This window comes from Clostridium sp. UBA4395, from assembly GCF_002390995.1.
Taxonomy (GTDB): domain Bacteria; phylum Bacillota; class Clostridia; order Clostridiales; family Clostridiaceae; genus Clostridium_J; species Clostridium_J sulfidigenes.
In genome coordinates, this window is record NZ_DGRF01000040.1 from 1 (window position 1) to 17,261 (window position 17,261).

The 17,261-nt window shown below is 29.5% G+C and carries 16 protein-coding genes; 9 read left to right on the top strand and 7 right to left on the bottom strand.

All coding sequences use genetic code 11. The annotated features are described in order from the left end of the window. Positions 1-433 precede the first annotated feature (433 nt). The 7 genes from gyrA to dnaA form a co-directional block, all read right to left on the bottom strand. On the bottom strand, positions 434-2,995 hold the full coding sequence (gyrA, locus tag B2694_RS06705; RefSeq protein ID WP_346885088.1) for a DNA gyrase subunit A: 2,562 nt from the start codon (positions 2,993-2,995) through the stop codon (positions 434-436). A gap of 30 nt (positions 2,996-3,025) precedes the next feature. Continuing rightward, entirely contained in the window at positions 3,026-4,933 is a 1,908-nt protein-coding gene (gyrB, locus tag B2694_RS06710) for a DNA topoisomerase (ATP-hydrolyzing) subunit B (protein ID WP_346879035.1), read from the bottom strand. A 20-nt stretch (positions 4,934-4,953) separates the two neighbouring features. Then, complete coding sequence (gene remB / locus B2694_RS06715; RefSeq protein WP_035135503.1) at positions 4,954-5,217, bottom strand: extracellular matrix regulator RemB; 264 nt, start codon at positions 5,215-5,217, stop codon at positions 4,954-4,956. A 19-nt stretch (positions 5,218-5,236) separates the two neighbouring features. Next, positions 5,237-6,331, bottom strand: coding sequence for a DNA replication/repair protein RecF (gene recF / locus B2694_RS06720; protein WP_346849159.1), 1,095 nt, complete (start codon positions 6,329-6,331; stop codon positions 5,237-5,239). Between the two features lie 137 nt (positions 6,332-6,468). Next, positions 6,469-6,675: a S4 domain-containing protein YaaA gene (gene yaaA, locus B2694_RS06725; RefSeq protein ID WP_035135508.1), complete on the bottom strand. Its 207-nt coding sequence runs from the start codon at positions 6,673-6,675 to the stop codon at positions 6,469-6,471. Positions 6,676-6,689: 14 nt separating this feature from the next. After that, positions 6,690-7,796, bottom strand: coding sequence for a DNA polymerase III subunit beta (dnaN, locus tag B2694_RS06730; RefSeq protein ID WP_035135509.1), 1,107 nt, complete (start codon positions 7,794-7,796; stop codon positions 6,690-6,692). 261 nt (positions 7,797-8,057) lie between these two features. After that, positions 8,058-9,410, bottom strand: a complete 1,353-nt coding sequence (gene dnaA / locus B2694_RS06735) for a chromosomal replication initiator protein DnaA (protein WP_346885089.1) — start codon at positions 9,408-9,410, stop codon at positions 8,058-8,060. 577 nt (positions 9,411-9,987) lie between these two features. Here dnaA and rpmH point away from each other — a divergent pair. The 9 genes from rpmH (at position 9,988) to B2694_RS06780 (ending at position 17,190) form a co-directional block, all read left to right on the top strand. After that, positions 9,988-10,122 (top strand): 50S ribosomal protein L34, encoded by a 135-nt coding sequence (gene rpmH, locus B2694_RS06740; RefSeq protein ID WP_035135513.1) that lies wholly within the window; start codon positions 9,988-9,990, stop codon positions 10,120-10,122. 53 nt (positions 10,123-10,175) lie between these two features. After that, positions 10,176-10,535: a ribonuclease P protein component gene (gene rnpA / locus B2694_RS06745; RefSeq protein WP_346885090.1), complete on the top strand. Its 360-nt coding sequence runs from the start codon at positions 10,176-10,178 to the stop codon at positions 10,533-10,535. Then, the gene (gene yidD, locus B2694_RS06750) at positions 10,504-10,716 is read left to right on the top strand and encodes a membrane protein insertion efficiency factor YidD (protein ID WP_414632258.1); all 213 of its coding nucleotides are present in this window, start codon (positions 10,504-10,506) and stop codon (positions 10,714-10,716) included. The genes rnpA and yidD overlap by 32 nt, the downstream gene beginning before the upstream one ends. 21 nt (positions 10,717-10,737) lie before the next feature. Continuing rightward, positions 10,738-11,397, top strand: coding sequence for a membrane protein insertase YidC (gene yidC, locus B2694_RS06755; RefSeq protein WP_150844916.1), 660 nt, complete (start codon positions 10,738-10,740; stop codon positions 11,395-11,397). Positions 11,398-11,435: 38 nt separating this feature from the next. Next, positions 11,436-12,062, top strand: coding sequence for an RNA-binding cell elongation regulator Jag/EloR (gene jag, locus B2694_RS06760; RefSeq protein ID WP_346885091.1), 627 nt, complete (start codon positions 11,436-11,438; stop codon positions 12,060-12,062). 99 nt (positions 12,063-12,161) lie between these two features. Next, complete coding sequence (gene mnmE / locus B2694_RS06765) at positions 12,162-13,538, top strand: tRNA uridine-5-carboxymethylaminomethyl(34) synthesis GTPase MnmE (protein ID WP_346885092.1); 1,377 nt, start codon at positions 12,162-12,164, stop codon at positions 13,536-13,538. Positions 13,539-13,548: 10 nt separating this feature from the next. After that, entirely contained in the window at positions 13,549-15,438 is a 1,890-nt protein-coding gene (gene mnmG / locus B2694_RS06770) for a tRNA uridine-5-carboxymethylaminomethyl(34) synthesis enzyme MnmG (protein ID WP_346885093.1), read from the top strand. Between the two features lie 148 nt (positions 15,439-15,586). Further along, positions 15,587-16,306, top strand: a complete 720-nt coding sequence (gene rsmG / locus B2694_RS06775; RefSeq protein WP_346885094.1) for a 16S rRNA (guanine(527)-N(7))-methyltransferase RsmG — start codon at positions 15,587-15,589, stop codon at positions 16,304-16,306. A 104-nt stretch (positions 16,307-16,410) separates the two neighbouring features. Continuing rightward, a complete protein-coding gene (locus tag B2694_RS06780; RefSeq protein WP_035135525.1) occupies positions 16,411-17,190 on the top strand; it encodes a ParB/RepB/Spo0J family partition protein in 780 nt (259 codons plus the stop codon). Positions 17,191-17,261: the final 71 nt, after the last annotated feature.

The following is a 17,261-nucleotide window of genomic DNA, read 5'->3' on the forward strand; positions in this document are numbered from 1 at the left end:
GTTTAATTTTCAAAGACCATTTAATTTATCGCTTACTATTAACGACTTTTTTAGTTTACTACATAAACTTTATATTGTCAACAACTTTTCAAAAACTTTTAATTTTGATTTGATGTTTAATTGTCATTGTATCGCTCAGCGACAAAACATATCTTATCATGATTATTTATTAAATTATTTATAATTTAATATCATTAATTAAATTTATAACTATTTTTCTTTAAAATTCATTATTTTCCTTAACTATTCATGTATTGATACACTTGGATATGTGTTTGTATCATTTGAATAGTTAATAATATACATATGATATCTTACCTATATATGAATTTACATATTGCAAAACAAAACAAAAGAAAAGAAAAGGACTTTCTTAAAATAGATAATTCCATTTTAAGAAAGTCCTTTTCTATTTGATAATAAATTAATCAATTTACTCTAAAGTCTTATCATTACTTTCTTCAAGTTCATCACTCTCTTCTAAGTCATCACTTTCATCTAAGTTTTCTGATAAGTTATTTTCATTGTCTACAATTCCATCTATAGACATTTGTTTATCCTCATTCTTTTCTTCTTCACTATTATAGTTAATTTTTGCAACAGCTACTATATTTACATCTTCTCCGGTTTTCATAAGAGTAACTCCCATAGCATTTCTACTAGTTGTAGATATATCACTAACGTTAATTCTTATTATTATACCATTATTGTTAATTAACATAATTTCATCTACATCTCTAACTACCCTAGCACTAACCACGTTACCTGTCTTTTCTGATATCTTATAAGTCTTGATTCCTTTTCCACCTCTTCTTTGAAGTGTGTAGTTTTCTATAGCTGTTCGTTTACCAAATCCTTTTTCGCTAATTACAAGAAGTTCTTCGTCTGGTTTTGCTATTATCATTGATACAGCTATATCATCATCTCTTAATGTTATAGCCTTAACCCCTGTAGTAGTTCTTCCCATGTTTCTAACTTCTTTTTCACTAAATCTTATAGAGTATCCATACTTAGTGACAAATAATACTTCATCATCACCTTTAGTTATTCTAACTCCAACAATTTCGTCATCTTCTTTTAAGTTAATAGCATTAAGTCCATTCTTCCTAATGTTTTCAAACTTATCTAATGATGTCTTTTTAACCATTCCTGATTTAGTACCCATTAAGAGATAATTATCACTATCAAAGGTTCTTATAGACATAACTGCTTGTATATTTTCATCTGGATCTAGAGGTAGCATATTAACAATATTGGTTCCCTTAGCAGTTCTGCCACCTTCAGGGATTTCATATCCCTTTAATTTATATACCTTTCCTTTGTTTGTAAAGAATAGTATATTATTTAAAGTTGGTGTTATTAAAATATGCTCTACAAAATCATCTTCCTTAGTAGTAATCCCTTGGATACCTCTTCCACCTCTTTTTTGAGCATTATAGGTATCAGCTGGTAGACGCTTGATATATCCTCCATGGGTTAATGTTATTACTATATCATCATCATCAATTAAATCTTCATCCTCAAAGCTATAAGGATTTTTTTCTATAAGAGTTCTTCTATCATCGCCATACTTTGTCTTTATTTCAACTAATTCATCTTTTATGATGTTAAGTAGAATCTCTTCACTATTAAGTATTGATTGTAGATAAGCTATTGTTTTCATTAATTCATTATACTCATCTTCAATCTTATCTCTCTCCAGACCTGTTAATCTTTGCAATTTTAAATCTAAAATAGCTTGTGCTTGCTTTTCTGAAAGATTAAACTTCTCAATTAATCCATCTTTAGCTTCTTGTGTTGTTTTAGATGCTCTAATTAGAGATATAACTGCATCAATATTATCAAGTGCAATTTTTAATCCTTCAAGTATATGGGCTCTCGCATTAGCTTTATCTAAATCAAAGATAGTCCTTCTTTTTACTACATCCTTTTGATGATTCAAGTAATGAGTTAAAATTTGTTTTAAATTAAGTACTTTAGGTTCATTATTAACCAATGCAATCATGATAACTCCAAAAGTATCTTGCATTTTTGTATGCTTATAAAGTCTATTTAAAACAACATTTGCATTTGCATCTCTTTTTAATTCTATAACAATTCTCATACCATCTCTATCTGATTCATCTCTTAAATCAGATATACCATCTATTTTCTTTTCCTTAACTAGATTTGCTATAGATTCTATAAGGTTTGCTTTGTTAACCATATATGGTATCTCTGAAACTATTATTCTATTTCTACCATTATGTTCTTCTATTTCAGCTTTTGATCTAACTAGAATCCTTCCTCTACCAGTTTCATAAGCACTTCTAATACCACTTCTACCTAAAATTATTCCACCTGTTGGGAAGTCTGGTCCTTTAATCTCAGTCATGAAATCCTCAGTTGTAGCTTCTGGATTATCTATAAGCATGATTACAGCATTTATGACTTCTGTAAGATTGTGTGGTGGTATGTTAGTTGCCATACCAACTGCTATCCCTGAAGATCCATTTACTAGTAGCGTTGGAAATCTTGCTGGTAAAACTACAGGTTCTCTTTCTTCACCATCAAAGTTTGGAGTAAAATCTACAGTTTCTTTGTTAATATCTCGAAGCATTTGACTAGTAATCTTACTCATCTTAGCTTCTGTATATCTCATAGCTGCAGCTCCATCCCCATCAACGGATCCAAAGTTTCCATGACCATCTACTAGCATATATCTTATTGAAAAATCCTGTGCCATTCTAACTAGTGCATCATATACTGAACTGTCACCATGTGGGTGATATTTACCTAGTACATCTCCAACTATCCTGGCGCATTTTCTATAACCTTTTTCGTAAGTTATCCCTAACTCATGCATAGAGTATAAAATTCTTCTATGAACTGGTTTCAATCCATCCCTAACATCCGGTAACGCTCTTCCAACAATAACACTCATAGCGTAGTCTATATAGGATTTTTTCATTTCTTGTTTTATATCTATTGGTATTATTTTATCCATAGTGTCCATATTTACACCTACCTTCACTATAGCATAAAGCTATATATCTAAGTTGCTAACTTTTTTAGCATTCTCTTGTATAAATTCTCTACGTGGCTCTACCTTGTCACCCATTAAAATAGTAAATATCTCATCTGCTGCCATCGCATCTTCAACAGTTACTTGTAATAGAGTTCTAGTTGCTGGATCCATTGTAGTACTCCATAATTGCTCTGGGTTCATTTCTCCAAGACCTTTATATCTTTGAATATCTGTATTGTTATCTTTTCCACCTAATTCTTCAATTACTATATCTAATTCACTATCACTATATGTGTATTTTTCAAATTTTCCTTTTTTAACTTTATAAAGAGGTGGCTGAGCAATAAACACATGACCATCATCTATTAGCTCTCTCATGTATCTATAATAGAATGTAAGTAGAAGAGTTCTTATATGAGCTCCATCTACATCAGCATCTGTCATTATTATTATTTTATTATATCTAATCTTAGATACATCAAAATCCTTACCAACTCCAGCTCCAAAAGCTGTTATCATAGATCTTATAGAATCTGATGCTAATATTTTATCAAGTCTTTGCTTTTCTATATTCATTATTTTTCCTCTAAGGGGAAGTATGGCTTGGAATCGCCTATCTCTTCCTTGCTTAGCAGAACCACCCGCAGAATCTCCCTCAACTATATAAATTTCACATTCAGATGGATCTTTAGAAGAACAATCAGCAAGTTTCCCTGGTAAAGTTGTACTCTCAAGCACTGATTTTCTTCTAGTAAGTTCACGTGCCTTTTTAGCTGCTTCCCTAGCTCTAGCTGCATTTAAGCCCTTCTCTATAATACTTTTACCTACAGTAGGATTTTCCTCTAAAAATGAACTTACAATATCTCCTACTATTGATTCTACTATTCCTCTTACTTCACTATTACCAAGCTTAGTCTTAGTTTGACCTTCAAACTGAGGATCTGTAAGCTTAACAGATATAACTGCAGTTAACCCTTCTCTAACATCTTCTCCACTTAGATTTTTATCATTTTCTTTTAAAAATCCAAATTTTTTAGCGTAATCATTAAGAACCCTAGTTAATGCTGTCTTAAAACCTACTAAGTGAGTTCCGCCTTCAACTGTATCTATATTATTTGCAAAGGAAAATAAATTCTCGTTATACGTGTCATTGTACTGAAATGCTAATTCTACTGAAGTTGTATTTTTTATTCCTTCTATATAGACTGGTTCATTATGAATTTTCCCTTTATTTCTATTTAAGTATTCTACAAAGGATTTTATCCCACCTTCATAATGAAACTTATTTTCTTTCTCATATCTCTCATCTGTAATTTTGATATTTATACCTTTATTAAGAAATGCTAACTCTCTTAATCTTTGAGATAGCGTATCATATTCAAATTCAATACTTTCAAATATTTCTTCATCCGGCATAAAGTGAATTATTGTTCCATGATCATCAGTATTTCCGATTTTATCAAAAGGTGTAACAGTTTTACCTCTTGAAAAACTTTGATACCATATATGCCCATCTCTTTTTACTGTAACTTCACAAAGCTCTGATAGTGCATTAACAACAGAAGCTCCAACCCCATGAAGTCCTCCTGATACCTTGTATCCTCCGCCACCAAACTTTCCACCAGCGTGAAGTACTGTCATTATAACTTCAATCGTAGGTATATGCATTTTAGGGTGTATGCCTACTGGCATTCCTCTTCCATCATCTATTACTGTAACTGAGTTATCTTTATGAATAATAACTTGTATACTTTCACAAAAGCCCGCTAATGCTTCATCTATACTATTATCAACAATCTCATAAACTAAATGGTGTAGGCCTCTGATACTAGTACTTCCAATATACATACCAGGCCTTTTTCTAACTGCCTCAAGTCCTTCAAGGACTTGTATCTGATTTTCATCATATTTTTCATTATTAACCATAGCTATCCTCCTAACTTAACCTAAAGTTCACAGTATGACATATTAGTCCTTTTACACAAAGTAGATGATGATATAGGTGACAAATAAATCTTACTCTTCTTGTTTACTTCAGCTATAATAAATGATTTAGGTTTATCACTAGTTATACGTTCTACAAACCCATCCTCTTCTGCTAACCTTATGAACTGGCTAGTGTCTGGACTATACATAGTAGATTCTATGTCAAAAATACCTATTATATCTTTAATTGGCACAACTATACTTTCGCCTAAGTGTAAAAACATAGTATTCCCCCTAACTCCATCACATTATTTCTTGTACGCTTCCTTTTTCAACATTGAATATTTTCATGTTATTACCTTTTAAATATTTTTTTATCCCTGTAATTCCTGTACATGTTATTAAGGTTTGAATTCCATTTATAGATCTCAATATATATTCTTGCCTTTTTGTATCTAATTCAGACAATACGTCATCAAGTAATAACAATGGATATTCTCCTATTAATTCTTTTATTATTCGCAATGATGCAAATTTTATCGTCAAAACAGAAGTTCTTTGCTGACCTTGCGATCCAAATATCTTTACATCTATATCATTTATAAATATAGAAAAATCATCTCTATGTGGTCCTACAGATGTAATTTTTTTCTCTAGGTCTTTTTTTCTATTACTTTTAAGTAGGTTATATAACTCTTCTTGCAGATTATCAATACCCTTAAGCTGCATTATATAATTAAATTTAATAAACTCACTTCCCTGAGTTATATCGTTGTGAATTTTTTTAGAGAATTCATTTAATTTTTCTATATACTTAATTCTTTGAGCTATTATGTAACTCCCAAATTCAGCTAATCTAATATCATATATATCTATCATATCTATGTCAGCGCTAAATTTCTTTAATATAATGTTTCTTTCATTTAAAACTTTTTTATACGAAGATAGATAATGGTAGTATTTTTTGTCCAGTTTGCAAAGTTCAATATCTAAAAATCGCCTTCTAAATGATGGCGAATTCTTAACAATATCTAAATCTTCTGGTGAAAATATAACTACATTAACAACACCTACCATATCTTGTAGCTTAGTTATCTTTATTGAGTTTATATTTATAGCTTTTTTCCCATCTTTAAAAAGTTTTATATTTATTTTTTTATCTAAACGTTCTTTTACCACATAAGCACTAATATACGCCTCGTTACTGTCCCAATATATAAGCTCTTTATCTTTATTAGTTCTATGTGATTTTCCAACACTCGAATAGTATAGAGACTCAAGTATATTAGTTTTTCCTTGAGCATTATCACCTTGAAAAACATTAGTTCCATCACATAATTCTAAGGCCACATTTTTATAATTTCTAAAATTTATTAAATTCAAATATCTAACATACATAAAAACACCCACCTAAAATTATATCATAATATACATTCTAAGTGTGAAAATTACTGTAAAAATATAAATATAGCTGAATCTCTTAATTATAATAACTATAAAACTCAAAAGGCTGAAATACTTATCAGCCTAACGTTTTATACAATAATATATTCTTCTTCTTGAAATTCTATTTTATCACCTATATATAGCTTTCTTCCTCTTCTTACTTCCACTTCACCATTAACCTTAACATCTTCATTTTGTATATAAAATTTAGCTTCTGACCCTAAGGTAGTAGCTCCAGTAAACTTCAAAAATGAGTCTAGCTTTATAAATTCTGTATCTATTTTTATTTCTACCATATATTTCTCACATCCTAATTATTATTAGCAACTCTTACTGGAAGTAATAAATAAACACTGTTATCACTATCTTGATTTCTTATTACACAAGGAGAAACCGTAGATGTAAATTCCATGGTTATATTTTCCTCTTCCATTGTTTTAAACACATCAATTAAATATTTAGAATTAAATGCAATTTTTATTCCCTCTCCTTGCAATATTATTTGAACTTCTTCTCTAGCCTTTCCCAATTGAGAATTCGATGTTACAACTAGGGTATCATCAGAAATATCAAATTTTACAAGATTAGTGTTTCCATCCTTCGCCATAAGTGAAGCTCTTTCTATACAACCTAAAATTTCATTTCTGTTAACCGTAACTTTTAAATTATGCTCCTTAGGAATGATAGATTCATATTTAATAAAATCCCCCTCTAATAATCTAGAGATGACTTTAGTATTTCCAAAATTAAATAATATGTGATTCTTTGTAAATGTAATTTGCACAACATCATCAGTATCTTTAAGAATTTTAGAAACTTCATTAAGTGTTTTTCCTGGTATTACTGATTCCTTATTAGATTTACAATCCATGGATTCACTCTTTAAGGCTACTCTAAATCCATCTAGTGCAACCATATTTAGTTTATTTTCTTTAACTTGAAGTAATACCCCTGTCAATATAGGTCTTGTATCATCTTGAGCAATAGCAAAAATGGTTGATTTTATCATATTTTTTAAAGTTTTTTGAGATACAGATAGCACCACATCTTCTTCTATGCTCGGTAACGTTGGATATTCTTTTGGATTTAGGTATACTAATTGAACATTAGATTTTTGGCACTTTAGTTCTACCTCATTACTATTGATTTCAGTTATTTCAACTATATCGTTAGGTAGTTTCCTTATAATTTCGCCAAATATTTTAGAGTCAAGAACCACTTCGCCTTCTTCTATAATATTGGCTGGTATTTTTGTTTCTATGCTAACTTCTATATCAGATCCAATTAACGTTAATAATCCATCTTTTGCAGATATATATATACCTTGAAGTATAGGCAATGTTGATTTACCTGTAATAGCTTTTTGAACATCTGAAATTGCTTCTTGTAATAAGCTTTTTTCTATTAAGAATTTCATAAAAAATCCTCCTCCTTATACACATATAAAATTACTATAAATAGCTTAGATAATTAAATAATATTTAGTAGTAGTAGTAGTAGGGGCTGTTGATTTGTTGATAAGTACTTCTAGGCCAATGATATCAACAATTTCTGTGTAAAATAAATTGTGGATAAACTAATTTTGAAATTCAGTAGTTATCCACAGTATTAAGAATATATTTTTTTTGAAAAGTAATCCACAATAAATCTTTTAATTATTAATAACAAATGTTATTAATTACTTTTGATTAATTCTTTTACTTAATTCAGCTATAGCTGATTGAAGGCTTTCATCTTTCTTTAGATTCTGAGAAATTTTTTCATATGCATGAATTACTGTAGTATGATCTCTACCGCCAAATTCTTCACCTATCTTGGGAAGAGAAGTATCTGTAAGCTTTCTTGAAAGGTACATAGCAATTTGTCTTGGAAAAGCAACATTTCTAGTTCTTCTTGCAGATTTGAAGTCATCTACCTTTAAGTTATAGTAACTAGAAACTATATCTTGAATTAATTCAATAGTAACTTGCCTTGAATTCCTGTTTGATATTATATCTTTTAGAGCTTCAGATGCTAAATCTACACTTATATCTTTATTTGTTAAAGAAGAATAGGCAACTATTCTTATAAGAGCACCCTCTAGTTCTCTTATATTAGATTTAATTTGTGTAGCTATATATACCATAACTTCATTAGGAATATTTAAATTTTCTACATCAGCCTTCTTTTTTAGGATAGCAATTCTTGTTTCAAAGTCAGGTGGTTGTATATCAGCTATAAGTCCCCATTCAAATCTAGATCTTAACCTGTCTTCTAATGTAGGAATTTCCTTGGGAGGTCTATCGCTTGATAGGATTATTTGTTTATTAGCATCATGCAGAGCATTAAAGGTATGAAAGAACTCTTCTTGAGTAGATTCCTTACCTGCTATAAATTGAATATCGTCAATAAGAAGTACATCTACATTTCTGTATTTATTCCTAAATTCAACATTTTTATCATCTTTAATAGAATTAATAAGCTCATTTGTAAATTTTTCTGATGAAACATAAACAACTTTAGACTTTGAATTAACTGTCTGTATGTAACTCCCAATAGCATGCATTAAGTGTGTTTTTCCAAGTCCAACTCCTCCATAAATAAATAGAGGGTTATAAGCCTTAGCTGGAGACTCTGCTACAGCTAAAGAAGCTGCATGAGCAAACCTATTACTATTTCCTATGACGAAAGAATCAAAGGTATATTTAGGATTTAGGATTGCTGACATTTCATCATTTACAATTAAATTATGTTTGTTATTTATATGCTTAGAGGTTGATGTATCTAAATCAGAAGCTTCCTCAGAGCTTATAACAAAATTTATTGAGTATGATTTATTGCATGCTGCTTGAATAGAATTTTTTATTAGGTCTTTATATCTATTCTCTAGGATATCCTTAGTGAAGTCATTACGAACACCAAGAGTTATAGTTGAATCAGTCATTTTTAGTGGGTCAATACTTTTTATCCAAGTATTAAAACTTACTTCGGTGAGTTCAGCTTTAAGTATTTCTAAGGCTTTTTCCCAAATTTCATTTACATAGGTGTTCATTTTATATCCTCCTCTTAAAATAGTTATATCTATAGTTAATAATAGAAAAGAGATAAAAATCCACAAGAGTATCAACAGAATAATAGATACATATAAAGTTGTTTACCATTGTTAAAATTTTTATTCACATGTTTATAATTTGTGTTTTAATAAATAGTAAATTATACTTACTAACAATATATAATTATAAGTTATACACAGGCAAAAGTGGTGAAAAACATTAACATTTCATGTAAAAACACAAAAAAAAGAGAAAAAATAAGAGTTATTCACAGAATAATCAACAGATTGTGTATAACTTGTTCGAAAAATAACTTATCAACATCCATACATAATGATATCAAAAGATTGCATGCTATTCAATAAGTTATCCACAAAAAAAATAGTTTTGTGGAACTTTTATTAACAAGGGTGTTTAAAAACACAAAAAAATGACATATTAATAATGTTAGAAAATGTTATAAATAGTTATCTTGACATAAGAGTTACTTACATTTATAATCTAATAGTGAAACTTATAAAGTAGTGATAATTTAATTGCTATAAATGACATATAAGATGAAGGGGGTGCAAGCACATGTTCATGACTTACCAACCTAAAAAAAGACACAGAAAGAAAGAGCATGGATTCAGAAAAAGAATGAGTACTGCTTCTGGAAGAACTGTTCTTAAGAGAAGAAGACAAAAAGGAAGAAAAAAATTGACAGCATAAGGGCCGCTAATGTGGCCTTTTTCTGTAATTAAGAAAGAGAGCAACATAGAACTATGAAAGAAGAAAGGCTAAGAAAAAACCCTGAGTTTAGATTAGTATATAGAAGAGGGAAATCTTTATCTACATCTTTATTAGTGTTATACGTATTCAAAAACAATAAAGGAATTAATAGGGTAGGAATATCTGTAAGTAAAAAAGTAGGAAAGAGTGTAGTTCGTAGCAGAGTAAAGAGGCTTATAATTGAAAGTGTTAGATTAAATAAACAAGGATTAAAGCAGGGGTATGATCTAGTCTTTGTTGCAAGAAGTGCTTCAAAGGATAAGAGTTATAAAGAAATTGAAAACTCGGTTAAATATTTATTTAAGAAATCAGGGCTTAATAATGTTGAAAAAAATATTACTATTAGTAATTAAATGTTATAGAAAATATATATCTCCTATGAAAGCGCCATGTTGCATATTTGAACCAAGCTGTTCCATATATGCAATTCAAGCTATCGAAAAATATGGCGCAATCAAAGGAGGTTTTATGGCTATTAAGAGAATTTTACGGTGTCATCCTTACCATAAGGGAGGATATGACCCTGTTAAATAGAAAGTATTAGGAGGGGTTAATTTGAATTACTTATCTGGTATATTTGTAGAAGTATTTAAATCAGTTCATAATTTTGTCCAGTTAATTACAACAAATCCAAACATATCATTCGGTATTGCAATAATAATATTTACATTGCTTGCAAGAATATGTTTATTACCATTATCGCTAAAGCAAACTAAATCTACGGCTAAAATGAGTGCAATTCAGCCTGAAATTAAAAAGGTTCAAGAAAAGTATAAAAACGATCCTCAAAGACAGCAGACTGAAATAATGAAAGTATATAAAGAAAATAATGTGTCCATGTTTGGTGGATGTTTACCAATGCTTATTCAGTTTCCAATTATGATAGCATTGTTTTATGTATTTAAATCAATAGATTATCAAGGAGCTGGATTTTTATGGATGCCAGATTTAGCACAAAAAGATCCAACAATGATATTACCAATAGTTTCAGGTTTAACAACATATTTTTCTAGTAAGGCTATGCAACCTGCTACTGGAGATGCAGCTAAACAAACTAATATGATGAATATTGGTATGTCAATTTTCTTTGGATTTATGTCATTACAATTTCCAGGAGCATTAGTACTTTACTGGACAGTAGGAAACTTAATCCAAATGGCACAATCTTTAATATTAAATAAAATTTATAAAAAGCCTAGTACTAAATCGGCATAATAAAATCATTTTATTATTGGAAGGGCGGTATCTAAAGCATGAAAAGTATTGAAATAATTGGTAGGACTGCTGAAGAAGCTATACAGAATGCCTTAAGAGAATTAAATGTTACAGAAGAAAAAGTTACCATAGAAGTATTAGAAGAAGGTAGTAAAGGATTTTTAAATATAATAGGGGTTAAGCCAGCAAAAGTTAAGGTGACACTAAAGAGAGATTATATAGGTGATGCTAAAAATTTCTTAAGAGAGATTCTTAATGCTATGAATGTAAAAGCTGAGATTCATGTAAAAGAAGAAAATAATGAAATAAATATTAATTTAGTAGGGCCTAACATGGGAGTATTAATAGGGTATAGAGGAGAAACTTTAGACTCTCTTCAATACTTACTGAGCTTAGTGGTTAATAAGAATCATGATGAAACATACAAGAGAGTAATTCTTGATACTGTTAATTACAGACAAAACAGACAGGAAACACTTAAAAAATTGGCACTTAAAATGGGAGATAAGGTAAGAATTAATGGAAAGACTTTAAAATTAGAACCTATGAACCCATATGAAAGAAGAGTTATTCATTCAACTTTGCAAAACAATGCATATGTAACTACCCATAGTGAGGGTGATGAGCCTTATAGAAGAGTGGTTATTGAATTAAAGAAAGCCTAGCGGCTTTCTTTTTATATTTTCAAATAGTGTGATACAATAGTGATTTGTGGGTACAATTTATATTAAGTTATGTTGTAATATAAAAAAGGAGGGACTAACATGAAGGATTTTGATACAATAGGTGCTATATCAACAAGTATAGGAGAAGGTGGCATTGCCATTGTAAGAATTTCTGGAGACAAGGCTAAAGATGTTGTTGAGAAAATATTTCAAGCTAAAAATGGTCAATCAATTAAAGATATGAAAAGTTATACCATGAAATATGGGTATATAATAGATGAAAATAATAATCACATTGATGAGGTTATAGTTTCTTTTATGAAGGGACCTAGAAGTTTTACAGCAGAGGATACTATAGAAATAAATTGTCATGGTGGGGTAGTTGCTACAAATAAGGTTTTAGAACAGATTATAAAGCAAGGGGTTAGGCTTGCTGAACCAGGAGAATTTACTAAAAGAGCTTTTTTAAATGGGAGAATAGATTTATCGCAGGCTGAAGCTGTGATTGATATAATTAATGCTAAAACTGATTTAAGTATGAAGTCAGCATTAATGCAAAGTGAAGGATTAATTTCCAAGGAAATCCGAGGATTAAGAGAAAAATTATTATCAACAATTGCACATATAGAGGCTACTGTAGATTATCCAGAAGATGATTTAGAAGAAGTAACATCTGAAATGGCTATAAGGGATTTAGATATAATAAAAAAAGAAATAAAAGGGTTTATAGAAACTGCTGAAGAAGGAAAAATATTAAGAGAAGGATTAAGTACCGTAATTGTAGGTAAGCCTAATGTAGGAAAATCATCGCTTTTAAATGCATTAACTAAAGAAAATAGAGCTATAGTTACAGATATACCTGGTACTACAAGAGATGTTATAGAGGAATATATAAATATTTCTGGAATTCCTATAAAGATTATTGATACTGCAGGAATAAGAGAAACAGATGATGTAGTAGAGAAAATTGGTGTAGAGAGATCAAGAGCTAAAATTAATGATGCGGATTTAATTATTCTTATATTAGATTCTAGTAATGAGTTAACTGAGGAAGATAAGGAAATTATTAATCATATAAGTAATAAAAAATATATGATATTATTAAACAAGAGTGATTTAAATAGTAAAATTACTCAAAAAGATTTAGAAAATATTAATTGTACCAATATATATAATATTTCAGCTAAAACAGGTGAAGGTATAGATGAGGTTAGGACAGCTATTAAAGATATGTTCTTCAAAGGAGAAATTAGTACTAACAATGTTATAATAACTAATACGAGGCATAAAGAAGCTCTTTTAAGAGCTTATGAATGTATTGAGAGTGCTATAAATACTTTAAATTATACTTTTGCTATTGACCTTGCGTCTATTGATATTAGAAATGCTTGGACATTTTTAGGTGAGATTACAGGAGATTCATTAGAAGAAAATATTATAGACAAAATATTTAAAGATTTTTGTCTAGGTAAATAGAGGTGAAATAATGAAATACTTAGCAGGAGATTATGATGTAGTTGTAGTAGGAGCTGGTCATGCTGGTTGTGAGGCTGCTTTAGCTACGGCTAGAATGGGATTAAAAACTTTAATGTGTACACTTAATCTTGATAGTTTAGCGCTTATGCCGTGTAACCCTAATATTGGGGGTACCGCAAAGGGTCATTTAGTTAGAGAAGTTGATGCATTAGGTGGAGAAATGGGAAGAAATATAGATGATACTTACATTCAGTCTAGAATGCTTAACATATCTAAAGGTCCCGCAGTTCATTCACTTAGAGCTCAAGCAGATAAAAAAAGATACTCTGAAAGAATGAAACATGTGATAGAGACAGAGCCTAATTTAGATTTAAAACAACTTGAGGTTGTAAGTATTGATGCACCAAACAACGTGGTTAAAGGTATTCTTACTAAGTATGGAGCTTACTTTAATTGTAAATCAGTTATCTTAACAAGTGGTACTTATTTAAAATCGCAGGTAATAATAGGTGAAGTAGTGGTAAATGAAGGACCTAGTGGATTATTTCCGGCTAATGAATTATCTAAATCATTAATAGATTTAGGGATTACATTAAGAAGGTTTAAGACAGGAACACCAGCAAGAATTAATGCTAGATCAGTAGATTTTTCCAAAATGGAAGAACAAAAAGGTGATAAAGATGTAGTTCCATTTTCGTTTATGAGTGGAGATATACAAAGATCACAGGTATCTTGTTATTTAACTTATACCAATAGTAAAACCCATGATGTAATATTAAAAAATATAGATAGATCACCACTTTATAATGGATCGATAAAAAGTACAGGACCAAGATATTGTCCATCCATTGAAGATAAGGTAATGAGATTTAGAGATAAAGAAAGACATCAATTGTTTATAGAACCAGAAGGAGAAAGTACTGAAGAAATGTATGTTCAAGGGATGAGTAGTTCTCTTCCAGAGGATGTACAATTAGAGTTTTTAAGAACAATAGAAGGACTTGAAAATGTAGAGGTAATGAGAACTGGATATGCAATAGAATATGATTGCATAGATCCTACACAATTAAAATTATCATTAGAGTTTAAGCATATAGATGGATTATTTTCAGCAGGACAGGTAAATGGAAGTTCTGGTTATGAAGAAGCAGCAGGACAAGGAATTCTTGCAGGAATAAATGCATCTCTTAAAATTAAAGGAAAGGAGCCTTTAATTTTAAAAAGATCTGATGCTTATATAGGAGTTTTAGTAGATGATTTAGTTACAAAAGGAACCAATGAACCTTATAGAATGATGACTTCAAGGTCTGAATATAGACTTTTACTAAGACAAGATAATGCTGATTTAAGGTTAACGGAAATTGGTTATCAAATTGGATTAGTTAAAGATGAAAGATATAAGGCGTTCATTAAGAAAAAAGAGGATATAGATGCAGAAATAGAAAGATTGAAAAATCTTCAAATAACAGGTAAAAAAGAAGTAAATGAATTTTTATTTAAAATGGGTTCTGCAGAACTAAAAAAACCCACTTCATTATATGAATTAATTAAACGTTCAGAATTAGATTATTACAATATTAAGGGTCTAGATCCGGAAAGAAAAGAACTTAGTAGACAAGTTACGGAGCAAGTTAATATAGTATCTAAGTATGAAGGCTATATAACAAAGCAGTTAGAACAAATTAGTCAATTTACTAAATATGAAAATAAATTTATACCAGAAGATTTAGACTATAATGAAGTTAAAGGATTAAGGACAGAGGCTATTCAAAAATTAGATTCAATAAAACCTGTAAATATAGGTCAAGCATCTAGAATTTCTGGAGTATCTCCAGCAGATATAAATGTTCTATTAATATTTCTTGAGCAAAGAAGAAGAAGCTTAAAAATAAACAATTAATATATAATATTTAAGAATAAAAAAAATAAGTATTTATTAGTACCTACTAATTATTTAGGTTTATAATTAGTAGGTATTAGTTTAAAATAGAAATATATACATAAAATTTTATTAAAACATATAAAACTTAATTATACGGAGGATTAAAATGGAGTATTTTGATATGTTGAAAGAAGCTTGTGAGAATGAAGGATTAATCTTTGATGAAACAATGTATAATAACTTTATTGAATATAAGGCATTAATTAAAGAGTGGAATGAAAAAATTAATTTAACAGCAATAACAGAAGATGAGGAAATTATAAAAAAGCACTTCATTGATTCTATTAAAGTATTTGAATATCCATATGTAAAAGAAGCTACGAAAATTATAGATATAGGAACAGGAGGAGGGTTTCCAGGGATTCCTATGAAAATAGTAAAGCCCGAGTCTTCTATGGTGCTTTTAGATTCTTTAAATAAAAGAATAAATTTTTTAAATGAAGTTATTGATAAATTAGAGTTAAAAGATATTAAAACAATTCATGGTAGAGCAGAGGACTTTGCACAAAAGGCAGAATACAGAGAAGAATTCGATTTAGCTGTATCCAGAGCTGTTGCAAATTTAACGGTTTTATTAGAGTTGTGTTTACCTTTCGTAAAGGTTGGTGGATATTTTGTAGCATTAAAAGGACCAGCTATAGAAGATGAAATAAAAGATTCTAAAGTAGCACTTAAAGTATTAGGTGGGCATATTGAAGAAATAATAGAAGTTAATATTGCAAGTAGTGATCTTAAACATAATTTGTTAGTTATAAAAAAGATTAAAGATACACCAAAAAAGTATCCAAGAAAAGCTGGAACAGCAAATAAAAATCCTATAAAATAAATTTCTAGAAATATTTATATTAATTGTTAAATATAAAGAGGAATTTTGAGATTAATATAGAATTTTAATTAAAGATAAGGAATTTCATAAAAGGATGGTATAAAATGGAAAATACTATTAATTATATAGCGGTTGATTCAATAAGTCCTAACCTTTATCAGCCAAGAAAAGTATTTGATGAAGAGTCAATACAAGAGCTTGCACAATCAATAAAGGTTTATGGGATAATTCAACCTTTATCAGTTAGGAAAATAGATGAGAATAATTATGAGCTAATCGCAGGAGAAAGAAGATTAAGAGCAGCTAAAGAAGCTGGATTATCAAAAGTCCCAGCTATAATAGCTAATATTAATGATAAGGATTCTGCTGCAATTGCATTATTAGAAAATTTGCAAAGAGAAGATTTAAATTTCTATGAAGAAGCGTTAGCATATCATAATTTAATTAAAGTACATTCTTACACTCAGGAGCAATTATCTGAGGTTATAGGTAAGAAGCAATCTACAATAGCAAATAAGCTTAGAATTTTAAAGTTAGATGAAAAAATAATTAGTACAATAATCGACAATAAATTGACAGAGAGACATGCTAGAGCATTATTAAAAATACCAACTGATGAGTTACGTAATGAAGTATTAGAAATTGTAATAAAAAATGGGCTAAATGTTAAAAAAACAGAAGAACTTATAGATAGGGAATTACTTAAATTAGCTCATACTGAAGTTGCATCAGATGGTAAAAAGAGAATAAAAGGATCATTTAGTCCAGCTATATATATTAACACTGTAAAGCAAGTTTTTGATAAATATGGGGTGGAAGCTAAATATAGATCCAAGGAATTAGATGATAGTATACAAGTTACTATAACAATAAAAAAGAAATAATATTTTTATAAAAGTATTATAAAAGACTACAAAATGTTTCACGTGAAACTAAAATGGAACCTATAGAATAG

Bases quoted from the DNA above. Each gene is read 5' to 3' on its own strand.
- recF (WP_346849159.1), bottom strand. From the start codon at position 6,331: ATGTATGTTAGATATTTGAATTTAATAAATTTTAGAAATTATAAAAAT.
- gyrA (WP_346885088.1), bottom strand. From the start codon at position 2,995: ATGGACACTATGGATAAAATAATACCAATAGATATAAAACAAGAAATG.
- remB (WP_035135503.1), bottom strand. From the start codon at position 5,217: ATGTTTTTACACTTAGGCGAAAGTATAGTTGTGCCAATTAAAGATATA.
- yaaA (WP_035135508.1), bottom strand. From the start codon at position 6,675: ATGGTAGAAATAAAAATAGATACAGAATTTATAAAGCTAGACTCATTT.
- gyrB (WP_346879035.1), bottom strand. From the start codon at position 4,933: ATGGTTAATAATGAAAAATATGATGAAAATCAGATACAAGTCCTTGAA.
- rnpA (WP_346885090.1), top strand. From the start codon at position 10,176: ATGAAAGAAGAAAGGCTAAGAAAAAACCCTGAGTTTAGATTAGTATAT.
- dnaA (WP_346885089.1), bottom strand. From the start codon at position 9,410: ATGAACACCTATGTAAATGAAATTTGGGAAAAAGCCTTAGAAATACTT.
- mnmE (WP_346885092.1), top strand. From the start codon at position 12,162: ATGAAGGATTTTGATACAATAGGTGCTATATCAACAAGTATAGGAGAA.
- rsmG (WP_346885094.1), top strand. From the start codon at position 15,587: ATGGAGTATTTTGATATGTTGAAAGAAGCTTGTGAGAATGAAGGATTA.
- mnmG (WP_346885093.1), top strand. From the start codon at position 13,549: ATGAAATACTTAGCAGGAGATTATGATGTAGTTGTAGTAGGAGCTGGT.
- B2694_RS06780 (WP_035135525.1), top strand. From the start codon at position 16,411: ATGGAAAATACTATTAATTATATAGCGGTTGATTCAATAAGTCCTAAC.
- jag (WP_346885091.1), top strand. From the start codon at position 11,436: ATGAAAAGTATTGAAATAATTGGTAGGACTGCTGAAGAAGCTATACAG.
- yidD (WP_414632258.1), top strand. From the start codon at position 10,504: ATGTTGAAAAAAATATTACTATTAGTAATTAAATGTTATAGAAAATAT.
- dnaN (WP_035135509.1), bottom strand. From the start codon at position 7,796: ATGAAATTCTTAATAGAAAAAAGCTTATTACAAGAAGCAATTTCAGAT.
- rpmH (WP_035135513.1), top strand. From the start codon at position 9,988: ATGTTCATGACTTACCAACCTAAAAAAAGACACAGAAAGAAAGAGCAT.